General features: G+C 60.6%; 10 protein-coding genes. 1 reads left to right on the forward strand and 9 read right to left on the reverse strand.

Annotation, left to right across the window (positions count from 1 at the left end):
- Nucleotide 1 precedes the first annotated feature (1 nt).
- From A4A58_RS26960 to A4A58_RS26975, 4 genes are all read right to left on the reverse strand, one after another.
- The gene (locus tag A4A58_RS26960; RefSeq protein ID WP_068738071.1) at nucleotides 2-2566 is read right to left on the reverse strand and encodes an HWE histidine kinase domain-containing protein; all 2565 of its coding nucleotides are present in this window, start codon (nucleotides 2564-2566) and stop codon (nucleotides 2-4) included.
- A 252-nt stretch (nucleotides 2567-2818) separates the two neighbouring features.
- Complete coding sequence (locus tag A4A58_RS26965; protein ID WP_068738073.1) at nucleotides 2819-5941, reverse strand: efflux RND transporter permease subunit; 3123 nt, start codon at nucleotides 5939-5941, stop codon at nucleotides 2819-2821.
- A 36-nt stretch (nucleotides 5942-5977) separates the two neighbouring features.
- Nucleotides 5978-7147, reverse strand: coding sequence for an efflux RND transporter periplasmic adaptor subunit (locus tag A4A58_RS26970; RefSeq protein ID WP_081422094.1), 1170 nt, complete (start codon nucleotides 7145-7147; stop codon nucleotides 5978-5980).
- A 220-nt stretch (nucleotides 7148-7367) separates the two neighbouring features.
- Nucleotides 7368-8765, reverse strand: a complete 1398-nt coding sequence (locus tag A4A58_RS26975; RefSeq protein WP_068738078.1) for a CoA transferase — start codon at nucleotides 8763-8765, stop codon at nucleotides 7368-7370.
- A gap of 98 nt (nucleotides 8766-8863) precedes the next feature.
- Between A4A58_RS26975 and A4A58_RS26980 the strand changes: the two genes are divergently transcribed.
- Nucleotides 8864-9151: a hypothetical protein gene (locus tag A4A58_RS26980; RefSeq protein WP_068738081.1), complete on the forward strand. Its 288-nt coding sequence runs from the start codon at nucleotides 8864-8866 to the stop codon at nucleotides 9149-9151.
- 32 nt (nucleotides 9152-9183) lie between these two features.
- Here the strand turns inward: A4A58_RS26980 and A4A58_RS26985 are convergent, their stop codons facing one another.
- The 5 genes from A4A58_RS26985 to A4A58_RS27005 form a co-directional block, all read right to left on the reverse strand.
- Entirely contained in the window at nucleotides 9184-12552 is a 3369-nt protein-coding gene (locus A4A58_RS26985) for an error-prone DNA polymerase (protein WP_068738083.1), read from the reverse strand.
- Nucleotides 12549-14138, reverse strand: a complete 1590-nt coding sequence (locus tag A4A58_RS26990) for a Y-family DNA polymerase (protein WP_349509593.1) — start codon at nucleotides 14136-14138, stop codon at nucleotides 12549-12551. The genes A4A58_RS26985 and A4A58_RS26990 overlap by 4 nt, the downstream gene beginning before the upstream one ends.
- Nucleotides 14029-14841, reverse strand: a complete 813-nt coding sequence (locus A4A58_RS26995; RefSeq protein ID WP_068738085.1) for an ImuA family protein — start codon at nucleotides 14839-14841, stop codon at nucleotides 14029-14031. The genes A4A58_RS26990 and A4A58_RS26995 overlap by 110 nt, the downstream gene beginning before the upstream one ends.
- A gap of 238 nt (nucleotides 14842-15079) precedes the next feature.
- A complete protein-coding gene (cnbZ, locus tag A4A58_RS27000; protein WP_068738087.1) occupies nucleotides 15080-15823 on the reverse strand; it encodes a 2-amino-5-chloromuconate deaminase CnbZ in 744 nt (247 codons plus the stop codon).
- 123 nt (nucleotides 15824-15946) lie between these two features.
- Nucleotides 15947-19036, reverse strand: a complete 3090-nt coding sequence (locus tag A4A58_RS27005; protein WP_068738089.1) for a MexW/MexI family multidrug efflux RND transporter permease subunit — start codon at nucleotides 19034-19036, stop codon at nucleotides 15947-15949.
- Between the last annotated feature and the right edge of the window lie 90 nt (nucleotides 19037-19126).

Below are 19126 nucleotides of genomic sequence, written 5' to 3' on the forward strand. Positions count from 1 at the left end.
ACTATCCGGCCGAGTTCTTCTTCGCCATCGCCGTGGTCATCGCGGCGACCAGCGAAGTAAGGTCGTAGGGTTTGCGCACGATCGGCACGTCATCCATCGACGCCGGGATCAGGCTGGTCTCGCCATAACCCGTGGCGAAGACGAAGGGGATACCCCGCTCGCGCAATGCCTGGGCCACCGGCACCGAACTGCCATTGCCGAGATTGACGTCGAGGATGGCCACATCAGGCCTCATGATCGTCAGCGCGATCAATGCCTCCTTGACCGAAGATGCCGTCTTGACCGATGCTGCGCCTTCGTGGGTCAGCATGGTTTCGACGTCCATGGCAATCAGAAGCTGGTCCTCGACCATCAACACCTTCAAGCCGCGCATCGACGCCATCGGCCTGTCGTCCTCGCGTCGGGCGCGCACGTTGCACGCCGCCACCGGCGCGGGCCAGACAACGAAGCGCGCCGGGATGAGCAACCGCACGCGCGTGCCGGCCGGCTCATAGTCGACATCGCTTTCGCCGCCGAGGTCATAGGGAATGCTGCGACCGATCAGCATCGATCCAAAGCCCGGCCGCAATGGCGGCGTGACAAGCGGGCCGTCGCGCTCAAGCCAGTGGATTTCGCAGTCGCCGATATCCGTCCGTTTCCACTGGAGTGACAGCCGCCCCGTGCTTACGGAAAGCGCCCCATATTTGGCGGCATTGGTGGCCAGTTCGTGCAGCACAAGTGCGAGTACCGAATAGGCTCGAGCGTCGAGCAGAACATCGGGCCCGGTCACCTCGATCGCTTTCACCGACTCGCGATACGGCGAAAATTCGGCATCGAGCAAGCCCTTCAATGCACCGCCACCGGCGCCCCGGATGACCTGATCATGCGCAAGCGACAAGGCCTGAATACGTCCCTTCAGCGAAGCGACATAATCCTCGATGCTGCGGCCATCCTCGACCGGGTGCGAGACCAGCGATTTGATCAACGCAAGGATATTCTTGACGCGATGATTGAGCTCTTCATTCAGGATTTTCTGGCGCAGGTCAGCCTTGTGCCGCTCATCCGCCAGTAATTCGTTGTGGCGAAGCACCACTTCCACCAAAGCCGAGCGCACAGCCTCGGCGGTGTCGCGCTCGTTTTGCAGCCATGGCTGGGACTGGCGCTGCACGGTCTCCTTCCAGATCGCGAAGCTCTTGCGCGGCGTCAGCCGATCGCCCAATGGACCGATTTCGTACGTCTTGTTGGGATCACCCGCCCAGTTCAGCGTTTGCGTTACTTCGCTGCGAAAAAACAGGAGATAGTCGCGCGGCAATTGCGACAATGGCACCGCCAGCACGCCGGAGACGGCGGCCGCATAGTCTTCAGCGGCCGGCAATCGATCTGACAGGGCGCTCGTCGCCCACACCCGTCCCTCGGCTACCGAATTGATGAAGCCCATCAGCGCCGGTACTGCCGCAGCCGGCGGCGCGTTGCCATAAGACGTCCAGATCTTGTTGAGGTATAGGCCAATACCGTCACACGGCATCAGCACGCTAAAATCGCGAATGCTTTCCTTGAGCAGGTCTTCGATATCGCCGTGATGCGAAACATTGTGCAACAGCTGGTCGAGATAGCGCTGCGCGCTTTCGCTAGCGGCCAGTTTGCGTTTTTGAAGAAGCCCGGCCAATTGCATGGAAAAGAACTCGCCAAACATCTCTGCAGCAACGCGTTTCTCCATGGAAAGCGCGCGCGGTGCATAATGATGGCAGGCGATCAGCCCCCAGAGCACGCCGTCGTGGATGATGGAAATCGACATCGACGCACCGACGCCCATATTGCGCAGATACTCGCAGTGGATCGGCGAAACGCTACGCAGATGTGCAAAGGAAAGGTCGAGCGGCTCACCGGATGTGTCGAACTCCGGCTCAATGGCCACGCGCTCACCACTCGCATCCGAGACGATACGCACCGTGTTCTGGACGTAAAGCACCCTCGCCTGCTGCGGGATGTCTCCGGCCGGGAAGTGCTGTCCCAGAAAACTCTCGAGATCGCCGCGGCGCGCCTCGCTGATCACTCGGCCGGAGCCGTCATGAGCGAATTGATAGACCATCACCCGGTCGTAACCGAGTGCGCCACGCAGCAGCCGCGCTGCATTGTCGAACAGCACGTCGAGATCGTTGCATTGGCCGATGCGGCCAATCAGCAAGCGCGACAACTCCAGAGGTGGTGTTGCATCGCTGGCATCAGCCGGCTCGAATTCGATGATATTGACGCCTTTGTGCCGATGCACGGCGACGTTGAACGCGGTCTGCGAATGCGCGACCTTGAAATCGATCAGCAATCCCGGGCGCTGCTGGTTGCCCCATTTGGCGATGGCATTGCGAATGTCGTGCGCCGGCCCCTCGCCGATCAGATCATCCAGCCTGCGGCCATTTATGTCGCCTGATCCCACACCAAGCATCGCGCTGGCATTGACCGAATGGCGCCGGACCATCCCGACGGAGCCATCGCAGGCGAGTAGACAACCATAGGGTTGAACACTGCCGGGGATGTGGATTGGCTCGCGGTCGCAATTGGTCAGGTCGACAGAGGCGGTCTTGATGAGCATCAAAAAGTCTCTGAAAAGATGCGGCGCTCGAAACGACGGCCGCCAGCATGGCACGGCTGCACGTTTGAAAAAAGATTAGCAAATACAGCGTTCAAGAGCACCTACCGAAACGCGCACGGGGGGTGGAATAGCCCGATGGGAAACCGGTCAACGGGCAAGCGCCGGTTTCGATCCATGCCGAGGCCGGTTTTTTGGATATGGGCCATTGGGCTGCCTCAGGGACAGCCCGAGCCGCTTCCGTCGCAAGCTGGTTTAACGCGCCCGGCTCGAGAAGAACGAGATCAGCACCGGAAGGGTAATCAGGATCACCAGAGGTGCCAGCATCATGCCGGTGACGACGACAACCGCCAGCGGCTTCTGGACCTGAGACCCGATGCCCTCCGACAGCGCCGCCGGCAGCAGGCCAACGCCCGCTACGATGCAGGTCATGAGCACCGGCCGCAGTTGCAACTCGCCGGTCCGGATCACAGCCTTGATGCGCTCATAGCCCTCATCGATCAGCTGATTGTATTGTGACAGGATCAGGATGCCGTCCATGACAGCAATGCCGAACAGCGCGATGAAGCCGATCGCCGCCGATACGCTGAACGGAATACCCGTGATCAGCAGACCGAGCACGCCGCCAAAGATCGCCATTGGGATCACGCTCATGGCCAGGAGTGTGTCGGCCATCGAGCCAAAGTTGAACCAGAGCAGCACGCCGATCAGAGCGAGGCTGATCGGCACCACGATGGAAAGCCGTGCGATAGCATCCTGAAGATTGCCAAACTCGCCGACCCATTCGGTCCGCGAGCCCGGCGGCAGCTGAACGAGCGCGGCGACCTTGTCCTGCGCTTCCTGAATGGCGCTGCCGAGATCACGTTCGCGTACCGAGAACTTGATCGGCAAATAGCGCTCCTGGTTCTCGCGATAGATATAGGCCGCACCCGAGACGAGATTGATCGACGCCACTTCACTTAGCGGGATCTGCGCGATCGTGCCGTTCGGACCGGGTGCGCCGATGCGCAAATTCTGGATCGCCTCAGCGCTACGGCGATATTCCGGCGCTAACCGCACCGTGATCGGAAAATGCCGATCGCTGCCGGGCTCATAGAGATCGCCCGCGGAGTCGCCGCCGATGGCGACCTTGATGGTGGCGTTGATATCGCCGGGCGACAATCCGTAGCGCGCAGCCTTGGCGCGGTCGACGTCGATCTGGATGGTTGGCTGCCCCAACGATGTGAACACGGCGAGATCCGTCACGCCCTGCACCGTCGACAGTACGGCCTTGATCTCGTTAGCGGTCTTGGTGAGTGCATCCAGATCGTTGCCGTAGAGCTTGATCGAGTTCTCGCCCTTCACGCCAGAGACCGCTTCGGAGACGTTGTCCTGCAGATATTGCGAGAAATTGAACTCGACGCCGGGAAATTTCGTCTGCAGTTCCTTGAGCAGGCGCGCCGTCAGCGCATCCTTGTCCTGCGGCGCCGGCCATTCGGAGGCAGGCTTCAGCGGGGCGAAGAATTCCGCGTTGAACAAGCCAGCCGCGTCGGTGCCGTCATCGGGACGGCCGTGCTGCGAGACGACGGATTCTACCTCGGGCTGCTGGCGGATCAGCCTGCGCATCTCATTGACGTAAGTATTGCCCTCCTGCAGCGAGATCGTCGGCGGCAGCGTGGCGCGTATCCAGAGATTGCCCTCTTCCAGCTTCGGCAGAAATTCCAGGCCGAGGAAACGCGCCATGAAGAAAGTCACCACGACGAGACCGATCGCGATGCCCAGTACGATCTTTCGGCTGGCGACCGCCCAGTGCAGCACCGGCATATAGAGGCGATGCAGCTGGCGCATGATCCAGGTTTCGGTCTCGTGGACATGCGCTGGCAGAATGATCGCGCTCAGCGCAGGCGTAACAGTGAATGTCGCTATCAGGCCACCGGCCAGCGCATAAGCATAGGTCCGCGCCATCGGTCCAAAGATATTGCCCTCGACGCCAGACAGCGTGAACAGCGGCAGGAACGCGGCGATGATGATAGCGGCGGCAAAGAAGATCGAGCGCGACACGTCAGCGGATGCGCTGAGGATGCCATGCTTCTTCATGCCCATGATGGTCTCGGGCGAGATGTGGCTACGCTCCGCTTCGGAAAGCTCCGTTGTCTGGGTCAGCCGTCTGAAGATGGCCTCCACCATGATGACGGTGCCATCCACGATCAGGCCGAAATCGATGGCGCCTACCGATAGAAGGTTGGCGGATTCGCCGCGTAGCACCAGAATGATGACAGCGAAAAACAAAGCGAATGGAATGGTGGCGCCGACGATCAGCGCGCTGCGCAGGTTGCCGAGGAACATCCACTGCAGCAGTACGATCAGCAGGATGCCGACGACCATGTTGTGCAGCACCGTATGCGTGGTGGTGTCGATCAGGTCCTTGCGGTCATAGATGCGTTCGATCCGCACACCGGGCGGCAGGATGCCTCCGCGATTGATCTGCTGCACCAATTGTTCGACACGCGCGATGGTCGGCGAACTCTTCTCGCCGCGGCGCATCAGCACGATGCCCTGGACGATATCGTCCTCCTGATTGAGACCGGCAATGCCGAGGCGCGGCTTCTCGCCGACCGACACCGTGGCGACGTCCTTGACCAGAACCGGATTGCCGTTGGTCTGGGAGATCATCGTATTGGAAAGGTCATCGATCGACCGAATGAGGCCAACACCGCGAACCACGGCCGATTGAGGGCCAATATTCACGGTGTTGCCGCCGACATTGATATTGGCATTGCCGACGGCGGTTAGCAGTTGTGGCAGCGTCAAGCCATAGGCAACGAGCTTGCTGAAGTCGACTTGGATTTCATAGGTTTTGGTCTTGCCACCCCAACCAATGACGTCGATGACGCCAGGCACCGCACGAAAGCGGCGCTGCATCACCCAGTCCTGCAGGGTCTTGAGATCGAGTACGCTGTAGTTCGGCGGTCCCACCAGACGATAACGGAAGATTTCACCCACCGCGGAGATCGGCGATATCGTCGGCTGTGCATTGCCCGGCAAGGTCCCGAGCTGCGACAACCGGTTCAGGACCTGCTGCAACGCTTCGTCATAGGTGTAGTCGAACGAAAACTGCAATTTGACGTCGGAGAGACCGTAGAGCGAGATGGTGCGAATCGTTTTGAGGTTCTTGATGCCCGCGACCTGCGCTTCGATCGGGATCGTGATGTAGCGTTCGATTTCCTCGGCAGAGAGACCGTTGCTCTGCGTCACAATATCGACCATCGGCGGGGTCGGATCGGGATAGGCTTCGATATTTAGCTGGTTGAAGGCAAACAGGCCGCCGATCAGAACGACGGCGAACATCGCTACCATCAGGAAGCGACGGTCGACGGCCAGAGCAACAAGACGATCCATCCAGATCGGACCTTTCAGAAGAGCCGAAGCTGGGGGTTAGCTGGCGGAGGCCGCGCGATCGATAAACAGGCTGCCTTTGGTGACGATGCGTTCGCCGGCTTTCAGGTTGCCATGGACCTCGACGAGATTGCCATTGGTCATACCGGTCTTGATCGTGCGCAGTTCGATGGTCTTGTCGTCATGCGCGACCCAGACGCGGACCTGATCGCCTTCATAGATCAGCGCCGTTTTCGGCACGCCGATCGTCGGCTGGTCGCCAGGCGCGTAGATCGTCACGGTGGTGAACATTTCGGGCTTCAGCAAACCGTTGCTGTTGTCCAGCGTAGCGCGGACCAAGAGACGGCGCGTAGCGGGATCGAGCGCAGTCGCGACATAGCTGATGCGGCCAGTGAGCACGCGGCCCGGCAGCGCCAGTGCGGTGAAGCTCATTTCCTGACCGATCTGCACGGCAGCAGCTTCGGTCTCGCGCACGAAGGCAGTGAGCCACACTGATGAGAGATCGCCGATCACGAAGACTGGATCGGCAGCGCCGGCGCTGATGTACTGGCCGGGGCCGATCTTGCGCTGAACCACCGTGCCTGCAAGCGGCGCGTAGATCGTCGTTTCCGGATTGATGCGGCCCTTCTCCTGAAACGCCGTGATGGCGTCTTCCGAGAGGCCAAGAATGCGCAGGCGATTGCGTGCGGCTTCAAGTGCCGTGTCGGCGGTGCGCAGATCGTTCTGTGCCTGCAGCAGCGTGGCCTGGCTCTGCTGATAGTCTTTCAGCGGCACAGCCTTGCCTTCGAACAGGTCGCGGGCGCGCTTGTCCTGGATCTGCGCGAGGTCGAATTGCGACTTCGCCTTGTTGAGCGCCGTGGTTGCTGCAACGAAATCATTCTGCGCGCCAACGGTGTCGGCCGCTTCGATGACGAAGAGCGGCTGGCCCTTTTCGACGTGGTCGCCTGGTTTGGCGAGCAGCTTGGTGACGCGGCCGGCATAAGGTGAGAAGATCGGGGTCGAGCGGTCCTCATCGACGGCAATCTTGCCCTCGGTGACATGTTCGGCGCGGAAGGCACGCACGGTGACCGGCTCGATGGTCAGGCTCGCCCATTCCGACGGCGACGCCGCATAGCGCTGCGGGTTCTTCCGCGACTGGCTCGAAACGTCGGAATGCCCCTTCGACGGGGTGGACAGCCGCACGTAGCCGATGCCTGCGGCAACCAGCATGGCAGCAATGCAACCGCCCGCGATCAGGCGCTTTCCGCTAAACAGCTGAGATCGTTGATCTAAATTCGTCACTGTCCAGTCCTTGGTAGGAAACGCACTTATTCCGCGGCGATTTGTCCCATTCACGCGCTAATAGTGCGCATCTGGGCGTTCAGACAATCTAAAAACGCGTGTGCACTTACGAATCTTCGTTAAAATTTTGAAATCCTGCGAATGGGTTTCAATTGCCGGACGGCCATACCGCCGGATGGCTGCCTAGGGGCATGGCCGGACGCGCCCACGATGCCGGGGTTCGCGATAACACGGCTGCATGACGGACCGCCGACAACTGGCCAAATCCGGATGGCATATCCTCGGTAAAGGCTTTGACCATCTCCCCCTTGAGGTCTTTGACCGCGAGACCCTCCGCGATCCTTCCCATATCCCACAGCCATTGACCGGTGCGGGCAAGAGAGACCTGCACGTGCCAGCTGCCGCCTTCACGCGCCTGACGTGCGCGTGCGATCATGGCGCCGAACGCCATTAAGTAGCCGGTGGCGTGATCGAGCATCTGCGCCGGCAATTCCTTCGGCCCGTCGACACCCGCCGCCTGGCCTTCGGCATGGTTGAAGCCGGTGGCGCATTGCACCAGTGAATCGAAACCACGACGTTCCGCCCAGGGCCCGGAGCGGCCGTAAGCGGAGAGCGAGACATAGACGATACCGGGACTGACACGGGCCGCATCCTCCGGCGAGAAGCCGAGCGCCGCGAGCGATTGCGGGCGGTAGCCCTGCGAGAAGATATCCGCCTGCGCGAGCAATCCTCGCAGGGTGTCGCGCCCTTGCTCGCTCTGGAGATCCACGAAGCTCGAGAACTTGCCGCGGCCGGTATCGATGGTGAGCCACGGGATCGCCGGCAGATCGGGACTGGAGACCAGCATGACATCCGCGCCATGGGCCGCAAGCGTACGACCAGCGACGGGACCGGCGATGACGCGTGAGAGATCGAGTACGCGCAGACCGGCAAGGGGCCGGGCGCCGATCGGCCACAGCTTCGGTTCGGCGTCACCGATCCGGGTGATCTCAACGAGCGGCAGTTCAGCAACGGCTGTGGCCTGCGGCAGCGCCATCCATTCGTCATGGGATCGCATCAGCGCGACCACGCCGCCGGCCGCATAGGCTCCGGTCTCGAAGGCCTCGCCGTTCCAGTGCATCAACGCCGCCTGCACCGCCTCACGCGTCGGCGTGCATGACAGCACCTGGCAGACAGCGTCGCGATGATGCAGAAAATTGGTATGCAGCCGCACGAACTTGCCGTCACCGGTCTTGTAGACGCCGGCGATCGCATCCCAGGCGGGCGGCGGCGGATTGCCGTCGCAGCGCAGATAGCGCTCGCTGCGGCATTCGACGATGGCGTGGCGCATGTCGACAGAGACAGTCTGCGTCTGCCCGCTGCGTAACCGCCAGATTTCGGCAGCCGCCATTCCGGCTGCAGCGATACTGACCTGAGCGGCTGCACCGACATGGAATGACGACGGCAATTGCGGCTCATTGCCGGTCAGCGCGACACGCTGGAGCGCCGCAATATCACCGCCAGCCTGCCTCCAGAGGTCGGCGAGCAGTTCACGAATGCCGTGCATCAACGTCCTCCCCCTTTCCCACGCCACCGATTCAGCTCACGCTTCCAGGTGACCACATCCGTCATCGCATCATTTTGCACAAGCATGGAGGAGAGACCATGGCCACCATCGATCCATTGACTGCCGGCGCCGTGGTGCTGGCCACGGCTGCCACCGACGCGGTCTATGTGATGTTCACCTCTGCGGTGGTGGCCCGTCGGCGCGTACCTGCGGCCACCTGGAGCAGCGTCTGGTATGTACTCTCGTCCTATGCCGTCATCAGCTATACCGAAAACTGGATGTATGTGGGTTTCGCCGCCGTCGGTTCATGGATCGGCGCCTATGCCACTATTACTTTCCTGCACCGGCCACCCGGCGGACCGCCAGTCGGTGCATCACCTGAATAGGTAAGAACGGCTGAATGGTAGCTGAACGACGCTTAATGGAAATCCCGCGAACGCGGCAGGATCCGGACATTGCGCGGATGGCGAATGCGTTGCGCGGGACTGGCGGGATGCTCGCGACGATCGTCATTGATCGGCTCTGGGCCTGACAGCATTTGCTGCGACCCACCGAGCGCATCATTGGCGAGATGTTTCAGATCGTCCGAACGGTCAACTAGTCGTTCGGCAACCAGATGCACGACCTTGTCCGGGCTGCTCTGGATCGTACCCTCGACCAGAATGAGCCTGGAGCCCATGACTTCCCTGCGGAACTGCTCCATCACCTTTGGCCATACTACGATATTGGCGATTCCGGTCTCGTCCTCCAGCGTCATGAAGACAACGCCCTTGGCGCTGCCCGGCCGCTGCCGCACCAGCACGACGCCGGCACAACGCACGCGCCGTCTGTCATTCGCATCCACAATGCTCGCGCAGGTCACCACTTTCTCGCGCGTAAGGTTCGCGCGCAGAAATTCCATCGGATGGCCCTTCAGCGACAGCCTGATGGTTTGATAATCAGCAACCACTTGTTCAGGCAATGGCATCTCAGGCAGGGGCTTCGCATTCTCGTCCGGCTGCTCGCGCGCGGTCGCAACTTCGAACAACGGCAACGGCACATCATCGGGTAATCGCCTCACCGCCCATAGTGCGGCACGTCGATCGAGACCAATCGAACGAAACGCATCGGCATCAGCCAGCATGATCAGCGCGCGCTTCGGCAATGCGGTATCGCGGGCAAAATCTTCCAGCGAAGTGAAAGGCCGACGCTCCCGTGCGGCGACGATGCACGCGCCCCAATCCTCTGGCGGGGGCTTCGGCTTCTCTTTGCTTAGTCTCAGCCTTTCCTCGTCAGCATCAGTCCATTTGAAACCGTCGATCTGGCGGAAGCCAAGACGGACGGCGCGATATTTGCCGCCGATGTCGTCGAGCGTATTCTGCGAATGGCTGTATGAGACGTCGATGGGCAGCACCTCGACATCGTTCTTCTGCGCGTCCTGCACGATCTGCGACGGCGCGTAGAAGCCCATCGGCTGCGAGTTCAGGAGACCACAGCAGAAGACGTCGGGATGATAGTGTTTCAGCCACGAGGAGACATAGACAAGCTGCGCGAAGGCGGCGGCATGGCTTTCCGGAAAGCCGTAGCTGCCAAAACCCTTGATCTGCTCGAAGCAATTTTGGGAAAAGACCGGATCGTAACCACGTCGTTTCATGTTGCCGACCATCTTCTCTTCAAAGGTACCGATGGTGCCCATATTGCGAAACGTCGCCATGGCGCGACGCAATCCATTAGCTTCTTCTGAAGTAAATTCCGCCGCCTCGATGGCGATCCGCATCGCCTGTTCCTGAAACAGCGGCACGCCAAGCGTCTTGTGCAGAACATCGCGCAGCTCGTTCTTGTTGCCCCCTTTCGGATACGGATAGACGATCTTGCTCGGGTCCATCTGCCGGCGCTTCAAATAGGGATGCACCATGTCACCCTGGATCGGACCTGGCCGCACGATCGCAACCTCAATGACGAGATCGTAGAACGTCTTCGGCTTCAGCCGAGGCAGCATGTTCATCTGAGCGCGGCTCTCGACCTGAAATACCCCTAGAGATTCGCCGCGCTGGAGCATCGCAAACACGGGCGAAGAGTCCTTGTTCTCCGCCTTGATGTCCTTCAGTTCGTAACGCAGCCCCTTGTGCTGAAAAATCAATTCGAAGCAGCGACGGATGCAGGTCAGCATGCCCAGCGCGAGCACATCGACCTTCATCATCTTCATGGTATCGACATCGTCCTTGTCCCATTCGATGAAGGTACGGTCGTCCATCGCGGCATTACCGATTGGCACATACGTATCCAGCCGGTCCTGCGTCAGCACATAGCCGCCGACATGTTGCGACAGGTGGCGGGGAAATTCGATCAGTTGCGTCGCAAGCGCGACGGCCTGCAGGATCGTCGGATTGGATGGATCGAGCCCCGCCTGCTTCACCTGCATCTCGTTGAGGCCCTTGCCCCAACTCCCCCACACGGTGTCGGCCAGCGCCGAGGTCACGTCCTCGGTCAGTCCGAGCGCCTTTCCGACGTCACGGATCGCCGAGCGCGGTCGGTAATGAATAACGGTGGCGATGATTGCCGCGCGATGCCGGCCATAGCGGCGATAAACATATTGCATCACCTCCTCGCGCCGGACGTGTTCGAAATCGACGTCGATATCCGGTGGCTCCAGACGTTCCTTGGAGATGAAGCGCTCGAACAGAAGATCGACTTCCGTTGGGTTTACCGAGGTGACGCCCAGCACATAACAGACGGCGGAATTGGCGGCAGACCCACGTCCCTGGCATAAGATTTTCTGAGTCTTTGCCCAATGCACGATGTCATGCACGGTCAGGAAGTAATGCGCGTATTTCAGCTTCCTAATCAGGCGCAACTCCTTGTGCAGGGCTTTTTTCGTCTTCGGCGAGATCCTGATCGGGAAAGACCGGTGTGCGCCAGCCCAGGTCAGGTCTTCCAGATGACGCTGCGCCGTTTTTCCTGGCGGCACCGGCTCATCGGGATACTGATATTTCAGCTGATCGAGCGTAAAGGTGACGTGATCGGAAAAACGGATCGTCTCGTCAATCGCGTCCGGATAATCGTGAAACAGCCTTGCCATTTCTGATGCCGATTTGAGATGACGTTCGGCATTAGCTTCCAGCCGGCGACCGACCTTGTCGATCGTCATCTTCTCACGAATACAAGTCAGAACATGCTGCAACGACCGTTGGCTGTCATCGTGATACAATACGTCGTTGGTCGCGAGCAGCGGTACGCGGGCGGTGCCCGCGATACGTTCGAGCCGCGCCAGACGCCGCTTGTCGTCGCCACGATGCACGAAGCTTGCGGCTAGCCACACATTGTCGGGACACGCTCTGGTCAAACGATCCAGCGTTTTGAGTGTCGTGACCTTATCGAAACGATGCGATGGGGAAACAATGCATAGTTGACCTTCAGAAAAAGCGATGAGATCGGCAAGAATGAGATGGCAGTCGCCTTTATCGGCCTTGAGTTTCCCACGGCTGAGCAATTGGCAAAGCCGGCCATAGGCCTCCCGATCCCGAGGGTAGACGATAATATCGGGCGTACCATCGATGAAGACGAGACGCGCCCCGACCAACAGACGTGGAGGGTGCGGGACCTCTTTTTTATTTCCCAGCTCTTTATAGGCACGCACCACACCGGCCAGCGTGTTGTGATCGGCAATGCCGATAATGGACAGACCGATCTTGCTCGCCTGATGCACATAGTTCTGCGGATGCGAACCGCCATGCAGGAAAGAGAAATTGGTGGTGACGCCGATCTCGGCATAGGCCGGCGCCGATAATTTGGCCGTACGCTTGTTCATGCGAACACCCCATGGACAAACCATTTTGGCTCTATCAACTCGTTCTCTTTGTCTCTGATCTCGCCGTACAAACCATCACGATAGATCCAGAACCGTTGTCCCTGCTTGTCTTCGACACGAAAATAATCGCGCGTCGGCTGCTGCTCCTGCGCGCGCCACCATTCCATAGCGATGCGTTCCGGCCCTTCGGCACGCAGCACGACGTGCTCCATCCGCCGCCAAGTGAAAGACTTTGGCGGCTTGTCCGGCACTTCGGCATGATCCACTTTGATCTGTTCAGGCTGTTCGAACATCCGCAACGGCCTGAGCGGCGTGTCGTCCTCGCGTGCCGGCCATGCGGCCTGCATCGCTGCCGCGAGATGATGCTGCGCAGGCAGTGCCATGACAGCACGTTCTGGAAGATGACTGTCGACCGGCAGATAGATCAGCACACGCCGCATGCCAATGCGGGCGGCGATGCGATCGACCAGAGCAAGTAGTTCGTCGTTGGCGTGGATATTGGTGTCCAGATCACTCTGCTGCTGCACCACGATCTCGGTATGGCTTGCCGACAGCCGGATCATGTCGAAGCCGAAGCCGGGATCGAGCGGGTCGGCGATAGCATCGAGACGTTCGCGGAACAGGCGATCGATGACCTCGCTCCGGTTCACCGCCTGCCCGGTCTGCGCGGCGATCACGCGCACGACGCCGTCGGTGCGGAAGAAGGATGCTTCCAGGTGGCGGGCACCTTTGCCTTGTTTCTCCATTGCAGCGATCAGCATGCGGGCCAGCGCATTCAGTGTTGAGGCAATGACGGCATCGGTCGCCACCGGCTCGGGAAACCGTTTCTCGACAATGTAATCCGGCAACGGTTTTCGTGGGCTAATCGGGTTATCGCCCTGCCCCAGCGCCTGTTCGAGCAATGCCGTGAACGCCGTGCCAAACCGCGCTGTGATTTCATGGCGCCCACGACCTGCGACATCGCCGATGGTTCTCAAACCTGCACGCCGCAATCCGCGTATGATCGCATCATCTGCACCGAGCGCATAAAGCGGCAGCGGCATCACTGCTTTGGATTCATCACCGGCCGCGACAATCCGGCCATGGGCATAGCGGCTCAGCGTGCGGGCGCAGATTGAGGTGCCGGCGATCGCTGCGCTGACGATGAAACCTTGCCGGTGCAGCGTCGCGCAGAGCTGCTTCATCAACGTCGCCTCGCCGCCAAAGAGATGCGCGCAGCCGGTGATGTCGAGGAACAGGCCGTGCGGCGGATCGAGCGCAACCAGCGGCGTGAAACGGTCGCACCAGTCGGCAATGGCGTTCAGGAGTTCGGCATCCGCGACGGGATCGGCATCGCAGACATCGATATCGGGACAAACAGCGCGGGCATTGGCGAGCGGCAGGCCGATCTCAAGGCCAAGCTTTGCCGCAGCATCGTTCAGCGCGGTGATCTGCCAGGCATTGCTCTCCTTGGCGGCGATAATCAACGGCTTCGTATCATGCAGAGCGTTGCCCACGGCGCGTGCCTCGAAGCTCCAGGAGCGCTGGCGCTTGATGCGGTCGGTCGGCAGGCGCGGCAGCCACAGGCTGAGAATGCGCCGTTTCACGGAAAAGGCACTCATCACATTTCCATTCCATGATCCATCGGCCGGTCTGGCCATGGCGATTGCGAATAAGCTGCGTGTCGAGGATCGGCGCTCCCCAGGCTTCCCATGGTGCTGACGGTGGCGAGCGCGCGGCCTGCACCACCCAGCGCGTCTCGGCGGTGCTTATTGCTGGCAGGGCCGAGGTGCGCAGCATCACGCAGCTCACGCCGGAGGTTTGTGCGGCGAGCGTATATTTGCGGCTGGCGACGAGATCGAACTGGCGCACCTCGCCCCACAGATCGAGCACGACGGCGCCGAGCGCATCGCAGGCCAGCGCATCGGCTCCGACACGCAGCGCCATCTCGGCATCCGCCGCCTGCACCAGCACGATGCGGCGCGGATCGAGACCGAGTTCGGCCAGACCAGACATCGCTAACGCGCCGGCCTCGCGCGCGACAAAATCCTGCCGGATCCAGAGCAGCGGACGTCCCGCCGTCAGGCGCTGGGCAATGCCGGCGACAAAGCCCGTGGCCGCGCCGACCTGCCGGGTCTCCAGGGCGAACACTTCGTGCAGCGTGCCGCGCACGAGCCCGCCTTGCAGCGTGGCGTCAGCCTCGGCATGACCAAGCGCCACGCGATCGAGGCGAGCGGTATCCGCATGCGCTTCGATCCGTTCGATGCCGCCGCGCAGACGCGCAAGCGTGTTCGTGCGTACGTCGGTCATGCGCCGCTCCTCAAAAATCACTGCCGAAAAGGTTTTTGAATGAACCCGTTGTCGGGCACTTTGTTCACTTTATGTTCTATATAACGCCAAGAGGCGCGGATGAGTCAATCGGGATCGCAACCCAAATTTTCGCGCCGGTATTGGATGAGGATGCCAAAGCCCGCGAATATGCGCATTTCGTCGAAGACCTGCGCATGGTCGCCAAGCAATCTGAGCGCGGCAGCGCGCGGCCTGACGGTCAGATCACAAATTCACGTATCACACGCCGCGTATCCATCTCGAATTCGAGATCGACCACCGGCGGCCGCGCAAAATGCCAGGTCATGCCCTGCCGCGACGCACCGCGCTTGACCAGTTCATTGGCCACCACGGGATGGAAATCCTGTACCGTGTAGATCTGCGTCGCGGTGGTGTCCTTCCACGAGAAGCCGAAGGCGTCGAGGCGTTCTTCCATATTGCTCATGGTCATCCGCGTTTTCTCCCGGAATGCGTCCGGCGAGGTCTCGCGATAGCGCGTGATCCGCTCGGGATATGTTCCAGGTCCACCGCGCGCTTCAGCGCCACCCGCAATCACGAAAGTCGGCTTGGCACCGAGCGACGGCCGCGTGAACGAGAACGCGTAAAACGACGGTTCACTCGGCGGATCGATCTCGAGGCACACATTGCTGCGCGCGACAGGATTGTTCGTGCCGTCGAAGATGCCCCATTCAGCAAGCGTCTTGACATAGTGCTCGTTGAACTTCCGGAAGCCAGCCTCATCGACCACAGCAGGAGAACGCAACTCACAGGCGCAGAACGATGTCAGCGGACGGTCAGCCGCGAGAATGTAGTCGGCAATGCGCGCAAAGCCATCCGCTAGCGGAACCCATTTGTCGAAGCGAACGCGCTCGATCTCGAAATCCGCATCGGCAGCAACGCCGCTCGAATACTGAAACACTGCGGGAATGTAGCGATAATTGCCGGCCGGAAAATCACGCATCATGGGCGGGTCCTGTGGGGGTCGCAGCCCGCCATAGGCAAATGGCGGACCGCATAGAGCGATCCGCCATCCAACCTCAAACCATGTGGCCCCGCAAGCTCAGCTTCGCAAGGCCACGTCGTGCGATCACGCTGTACGCGTATGCTCCAGATCGAAATCGGCGATCTGCTTGGCGCGTTCGGTTTCCTTGCTGGCGCGGTGATCGGTAGCGATGGCCACGTAAACCGCGGGCAGCACGAACAGCGTGAACAGCGTGCCGATCATCATGCCGGAGACGACGACGAGGCCGATCGAGAAGCGGCTCGCTGCACCTGCACCCGCCGCGGTGAGCAACGGCAACAGGCCGGTGACCATCGCAGCCGTGGTCATCAGGATCGGACGCAGACGCACGCGGGCGGCCATCTCGATGGCGGAACGACGATCGAGACCTTCCTTGAGCTGCAGCTCGTTGGCGAACTCCACCATCAGGATGCCGTGCTTCGAGATCAGACCCACCAGCGTCAGCAGACCCACCTGCGTGTAGATGTTGATCGTCGCCAGACCGAAGAACAGCGGGATCAGCGCGCCCAGGATCGCCATCGGCACCGTGATCATGATCACCAGCGGATCCCGCAGACTTTCGAACTGGGCCGCCAACACCAGGAAGATGATGATCAGCGCGAAACCGAAAGCCACCGCGAGTTGGTTGCCTTCCTGCACATATTGCCGACTATCAGCGAGATAATCGTGGTTGAAGCCCGCCGGCAACTGCTTGGCCGCGCCTTCGAGGAACTCGACCGCCTGACCAACCGTCACGCCCGGCATCGGCACGGCCTGGAAGGTCGCCGAGTTCAGCTGATTGTAGTGCGACAGGGCGTTTGGATTGGTGCCCATTTCCACCTTCACCAGCGTCGACAGCGGCACCTGCTGGCCCGTGGCCGTCGGCACATAGTAATTCGCCAGCGAATCCTGCGAGAGTCGCATGGCGCGTGGCACCTGCGGGATCACCTGATAGGAGCGTCCCTCGAGATTGAAGCGATTGGTGTAGTTGCCGCCGAGCAATGTCGACAGTGTGTTGCCGATACTCGCCATGGTGATGCCGAGATCGTTCGCCTTGGATCGGTCGACGGAGACGCGAACCACCGGCTGGTTGAAATCGAGATCGCTGTCGCTCACGATGAACAGACCGCTCTTGCGCGCGGTATCCTTCAGCTTGACCATTTCCTCATAGACCGACTGGAAGCCGTTGGTCGAGTAGATCACCATCTGGATTGGCAGACCACCAGGACCGCCCGGCAATGCCGGCAGGTTGAAGGCGAAAGCGTTGACGCCCTCGATCTTGCTGAGTTCGGCCTGCACCAGCGGCTTCAACTGCGTCGACGAGCGCTTGCGTTCATCCCATGGCTTGAGCAGCATGCCGGCAATGCCGTTGTTTGGACCGTTGGTACCATTGATGATGAAGCGCAGATCCGTTTCCGGGAACTTCTTGAACGCCTCGTCCATCCGGTCGCCGTAGAAATCAGCGTAGTCGATATTGGCGTATTTCGGCGCCTTGGTCACCGCGAACAGAATGCCCTGATCTTCCTCAGGAGCCAGTTCCTTTGACGTGTTCATATACATGAAGCCGACGAGACCGAGGATCACGACGGCGAACATGGCGGTGATCGGACGATAGTCGAGCGACCGATCGAGCTGACGGCCATACCAGCGCGTGGTGGCGCCGAACACCTTGTCGACCTTCTTGGCGAACCAGCCCGGCTCTTCCTGCTTCAGCAGGATCGAGCACATCATCGGCGACAGCGTCAGCGCGATGACGCCGGACACGATCACCGAGCCGGCCAGCGTGAACGCGAATTCGCGGAACAGCGCGCCTGTCAGGCCGCCGATGAAGCCGATCGGCGCATAGACCGCGGCCAGCGTGATCGTCATGGAGATGACGGGGCCAACAATTTCGCGTGCGCCTTCAAGCGATGCCTGAACCGGCGACTTTCCCTCCTCCAGATGGCGATGGATGTTCTCCACCACCACGATGGCATCGTCGACCACGAGGCCAATGGCGAGCACCATCGCCAGCAGCGTCAACAGATTGATGCTGAAGCCCATCATCAGCATCAGGCTGCAGACGCCGACCAACGACAGCGGGATCGTCACCACAGGGATGATCACCGAGCGGAACGAAGCAAGGAACAGGAAGATCACCACGATGACGATACCGACTGCTTCGATCAGCGTGCTCTGGACCTCGTTGATCGACGAGGTAATGAAGGCGGTGGAATCATAAGCCACCTTCATCTTCAGCGATGGCGGCAGGTTGCGTTCGAGTTCCGGGAATAGCGCCCGCACACCCTTCACGATGTTGAGCGGATTACCTTGTGGGGTCGCCTGCACGCCGATGAAGATCGCACGCTCGCCGCTGAACGCCACACTGGCATCTGTGCTTTGTGCCGCCAGTTCGACCGTGGCGATGTCCTCCATCCGGACGAAACCACCATCCTTGGCCTTCACCGTCATCCGCTTGAATTGCTCGACATTCTGCAGATCGGTATTCGCGGTGACGTTGGAGACGATATAATAGCCCTTGGTCTGGCCTGCGGCGGCCTGGAAGTTGTTGGCGCGGATCGCCGCAGCCACGTCATCCGGCGACACACCGCGGCCCTGCATGCGCAGTGGATCGAGCCACAGCCGCATGGCGAAGGTCTGGCCGCCGAGGATTTCGGCATTGGCCACGCCGTCCACCGTGGACAGGATCGGCTGCACGGCGCGCGTCAGATAGTCGGAGATCGCCGACCCGGACAGTTCGTCGCTGGAGAAGCCGAGATACATCACCGCGGTGGTCGACCCCGTCGACTTCAGGATGACCGGGTCGTTGGCTTCACGCGGGATCAGGTATTTGACCGAATTGACCTTCGACAGCACTTCGGTGAGCGCGGCGTTCGGATCGACATTGAGCTTGATGTAGACCGAGATCAGGCTCTGGCCCTGGGTTGAGGCCGAGGTCATGTAGTCGATGCCTTCGGCAGCGGCGACGGCCTGCTCCAGCGGCGTGGTGATGAAGCCCTGCATCAGGTCCGGCGATGCGCCGGGATACACCGTGGTGACGGTGATCACGGTGTTCGACAGCTTCGGATACTGACGGATCGGCAGGCTGGTCGCCGCCTTGAAGCCGATCAACAGGATCAGCAGGCTGACGACCAGCGCCAGCACCGGGCGCTTGATAAAGATATCCGTGAACACCATTGCGGCGGCTCCGTCATCGGCATCGTCAGCTGGCCATCACAGGCCGAGCGACAATGCGAGAAAATTCATCCAGATGAACCGGGACGGACC

Origin of the sequence: Tardiphaga robiniae (genome assembly GCF_001618955.1) — a bacterium.
In the GTDB taxonomy this organism is placed as follows: Bacteria; Pseudomonadota; Alphaproteobacteria; order Rhizobiales; family Xanthobacteraceae; genus Tardiphaga; species Tardiphaga robiniae_A.

Coding starts and splice junctions, on each gene's coding strand:
- A4A58_RS26960 (WP_068738071.1), bottom strand. CDS start 2,566: ATGCTCATCAAGACCGCCTCTGTCGACCTGACCAATTGCGACCGCGAG.
- A4A58_RS26965 (WP_068738073.1), bottom strand. CDS start 5,941: ATGGATCGTCTTGTTGCTCTGGCCGTCGACCGTCGCTTCCTGATGGTA.
- A4A58_RS26970 (WP_081422094.1), bottom strand. CDS start 7,147: ATGCTGGTTGCCGCAGGCATCGGCTACGTGCGGCTGTCCACCCCGTCG.
- A4A58_RS26975 (WP_068738078.1), bottom strand. CDS start 8,765: ATGCACGGCATTCGTGAACTGCTCGCCGACCTCTGGAGGCAGGCTGGC.
- A4A58_RS26980 (WP_068738081.1), top strand. CDS start 8,864: ATGGCCACCATCGATCCATTGACTGCCGGCGCCGTGGTGCTGGCCACG.
- A4A58_RS26985 (WP_068738083.1), bottom strand. CDS start 12,552: ATGAACAAGCGTACGGCCAAATTATCGGCGCCGGCCTATGCCGAGATC.
- A4A58_RS26995 (WP_068738085.1), bottom strand. CDS start 14,841: ATGACCGACGTACGCACGAACACGCTTGCGCGTCTGCGCGGCGGCATC.
- cnbZ (WP_068738087.1), bottom strand. CDS start 15,823: ATGATGCGTGATTTTCCGGCCGGCAATTATCGCTACATTCCCGCAGTG.
- A4A58_RS27005 (WP_068738089.1), bottom strand. CDS start 19,036: ATGGTGTTCACGGATATCTTTATCAAGCGCCCGGTGCTGGCGCTGGTC.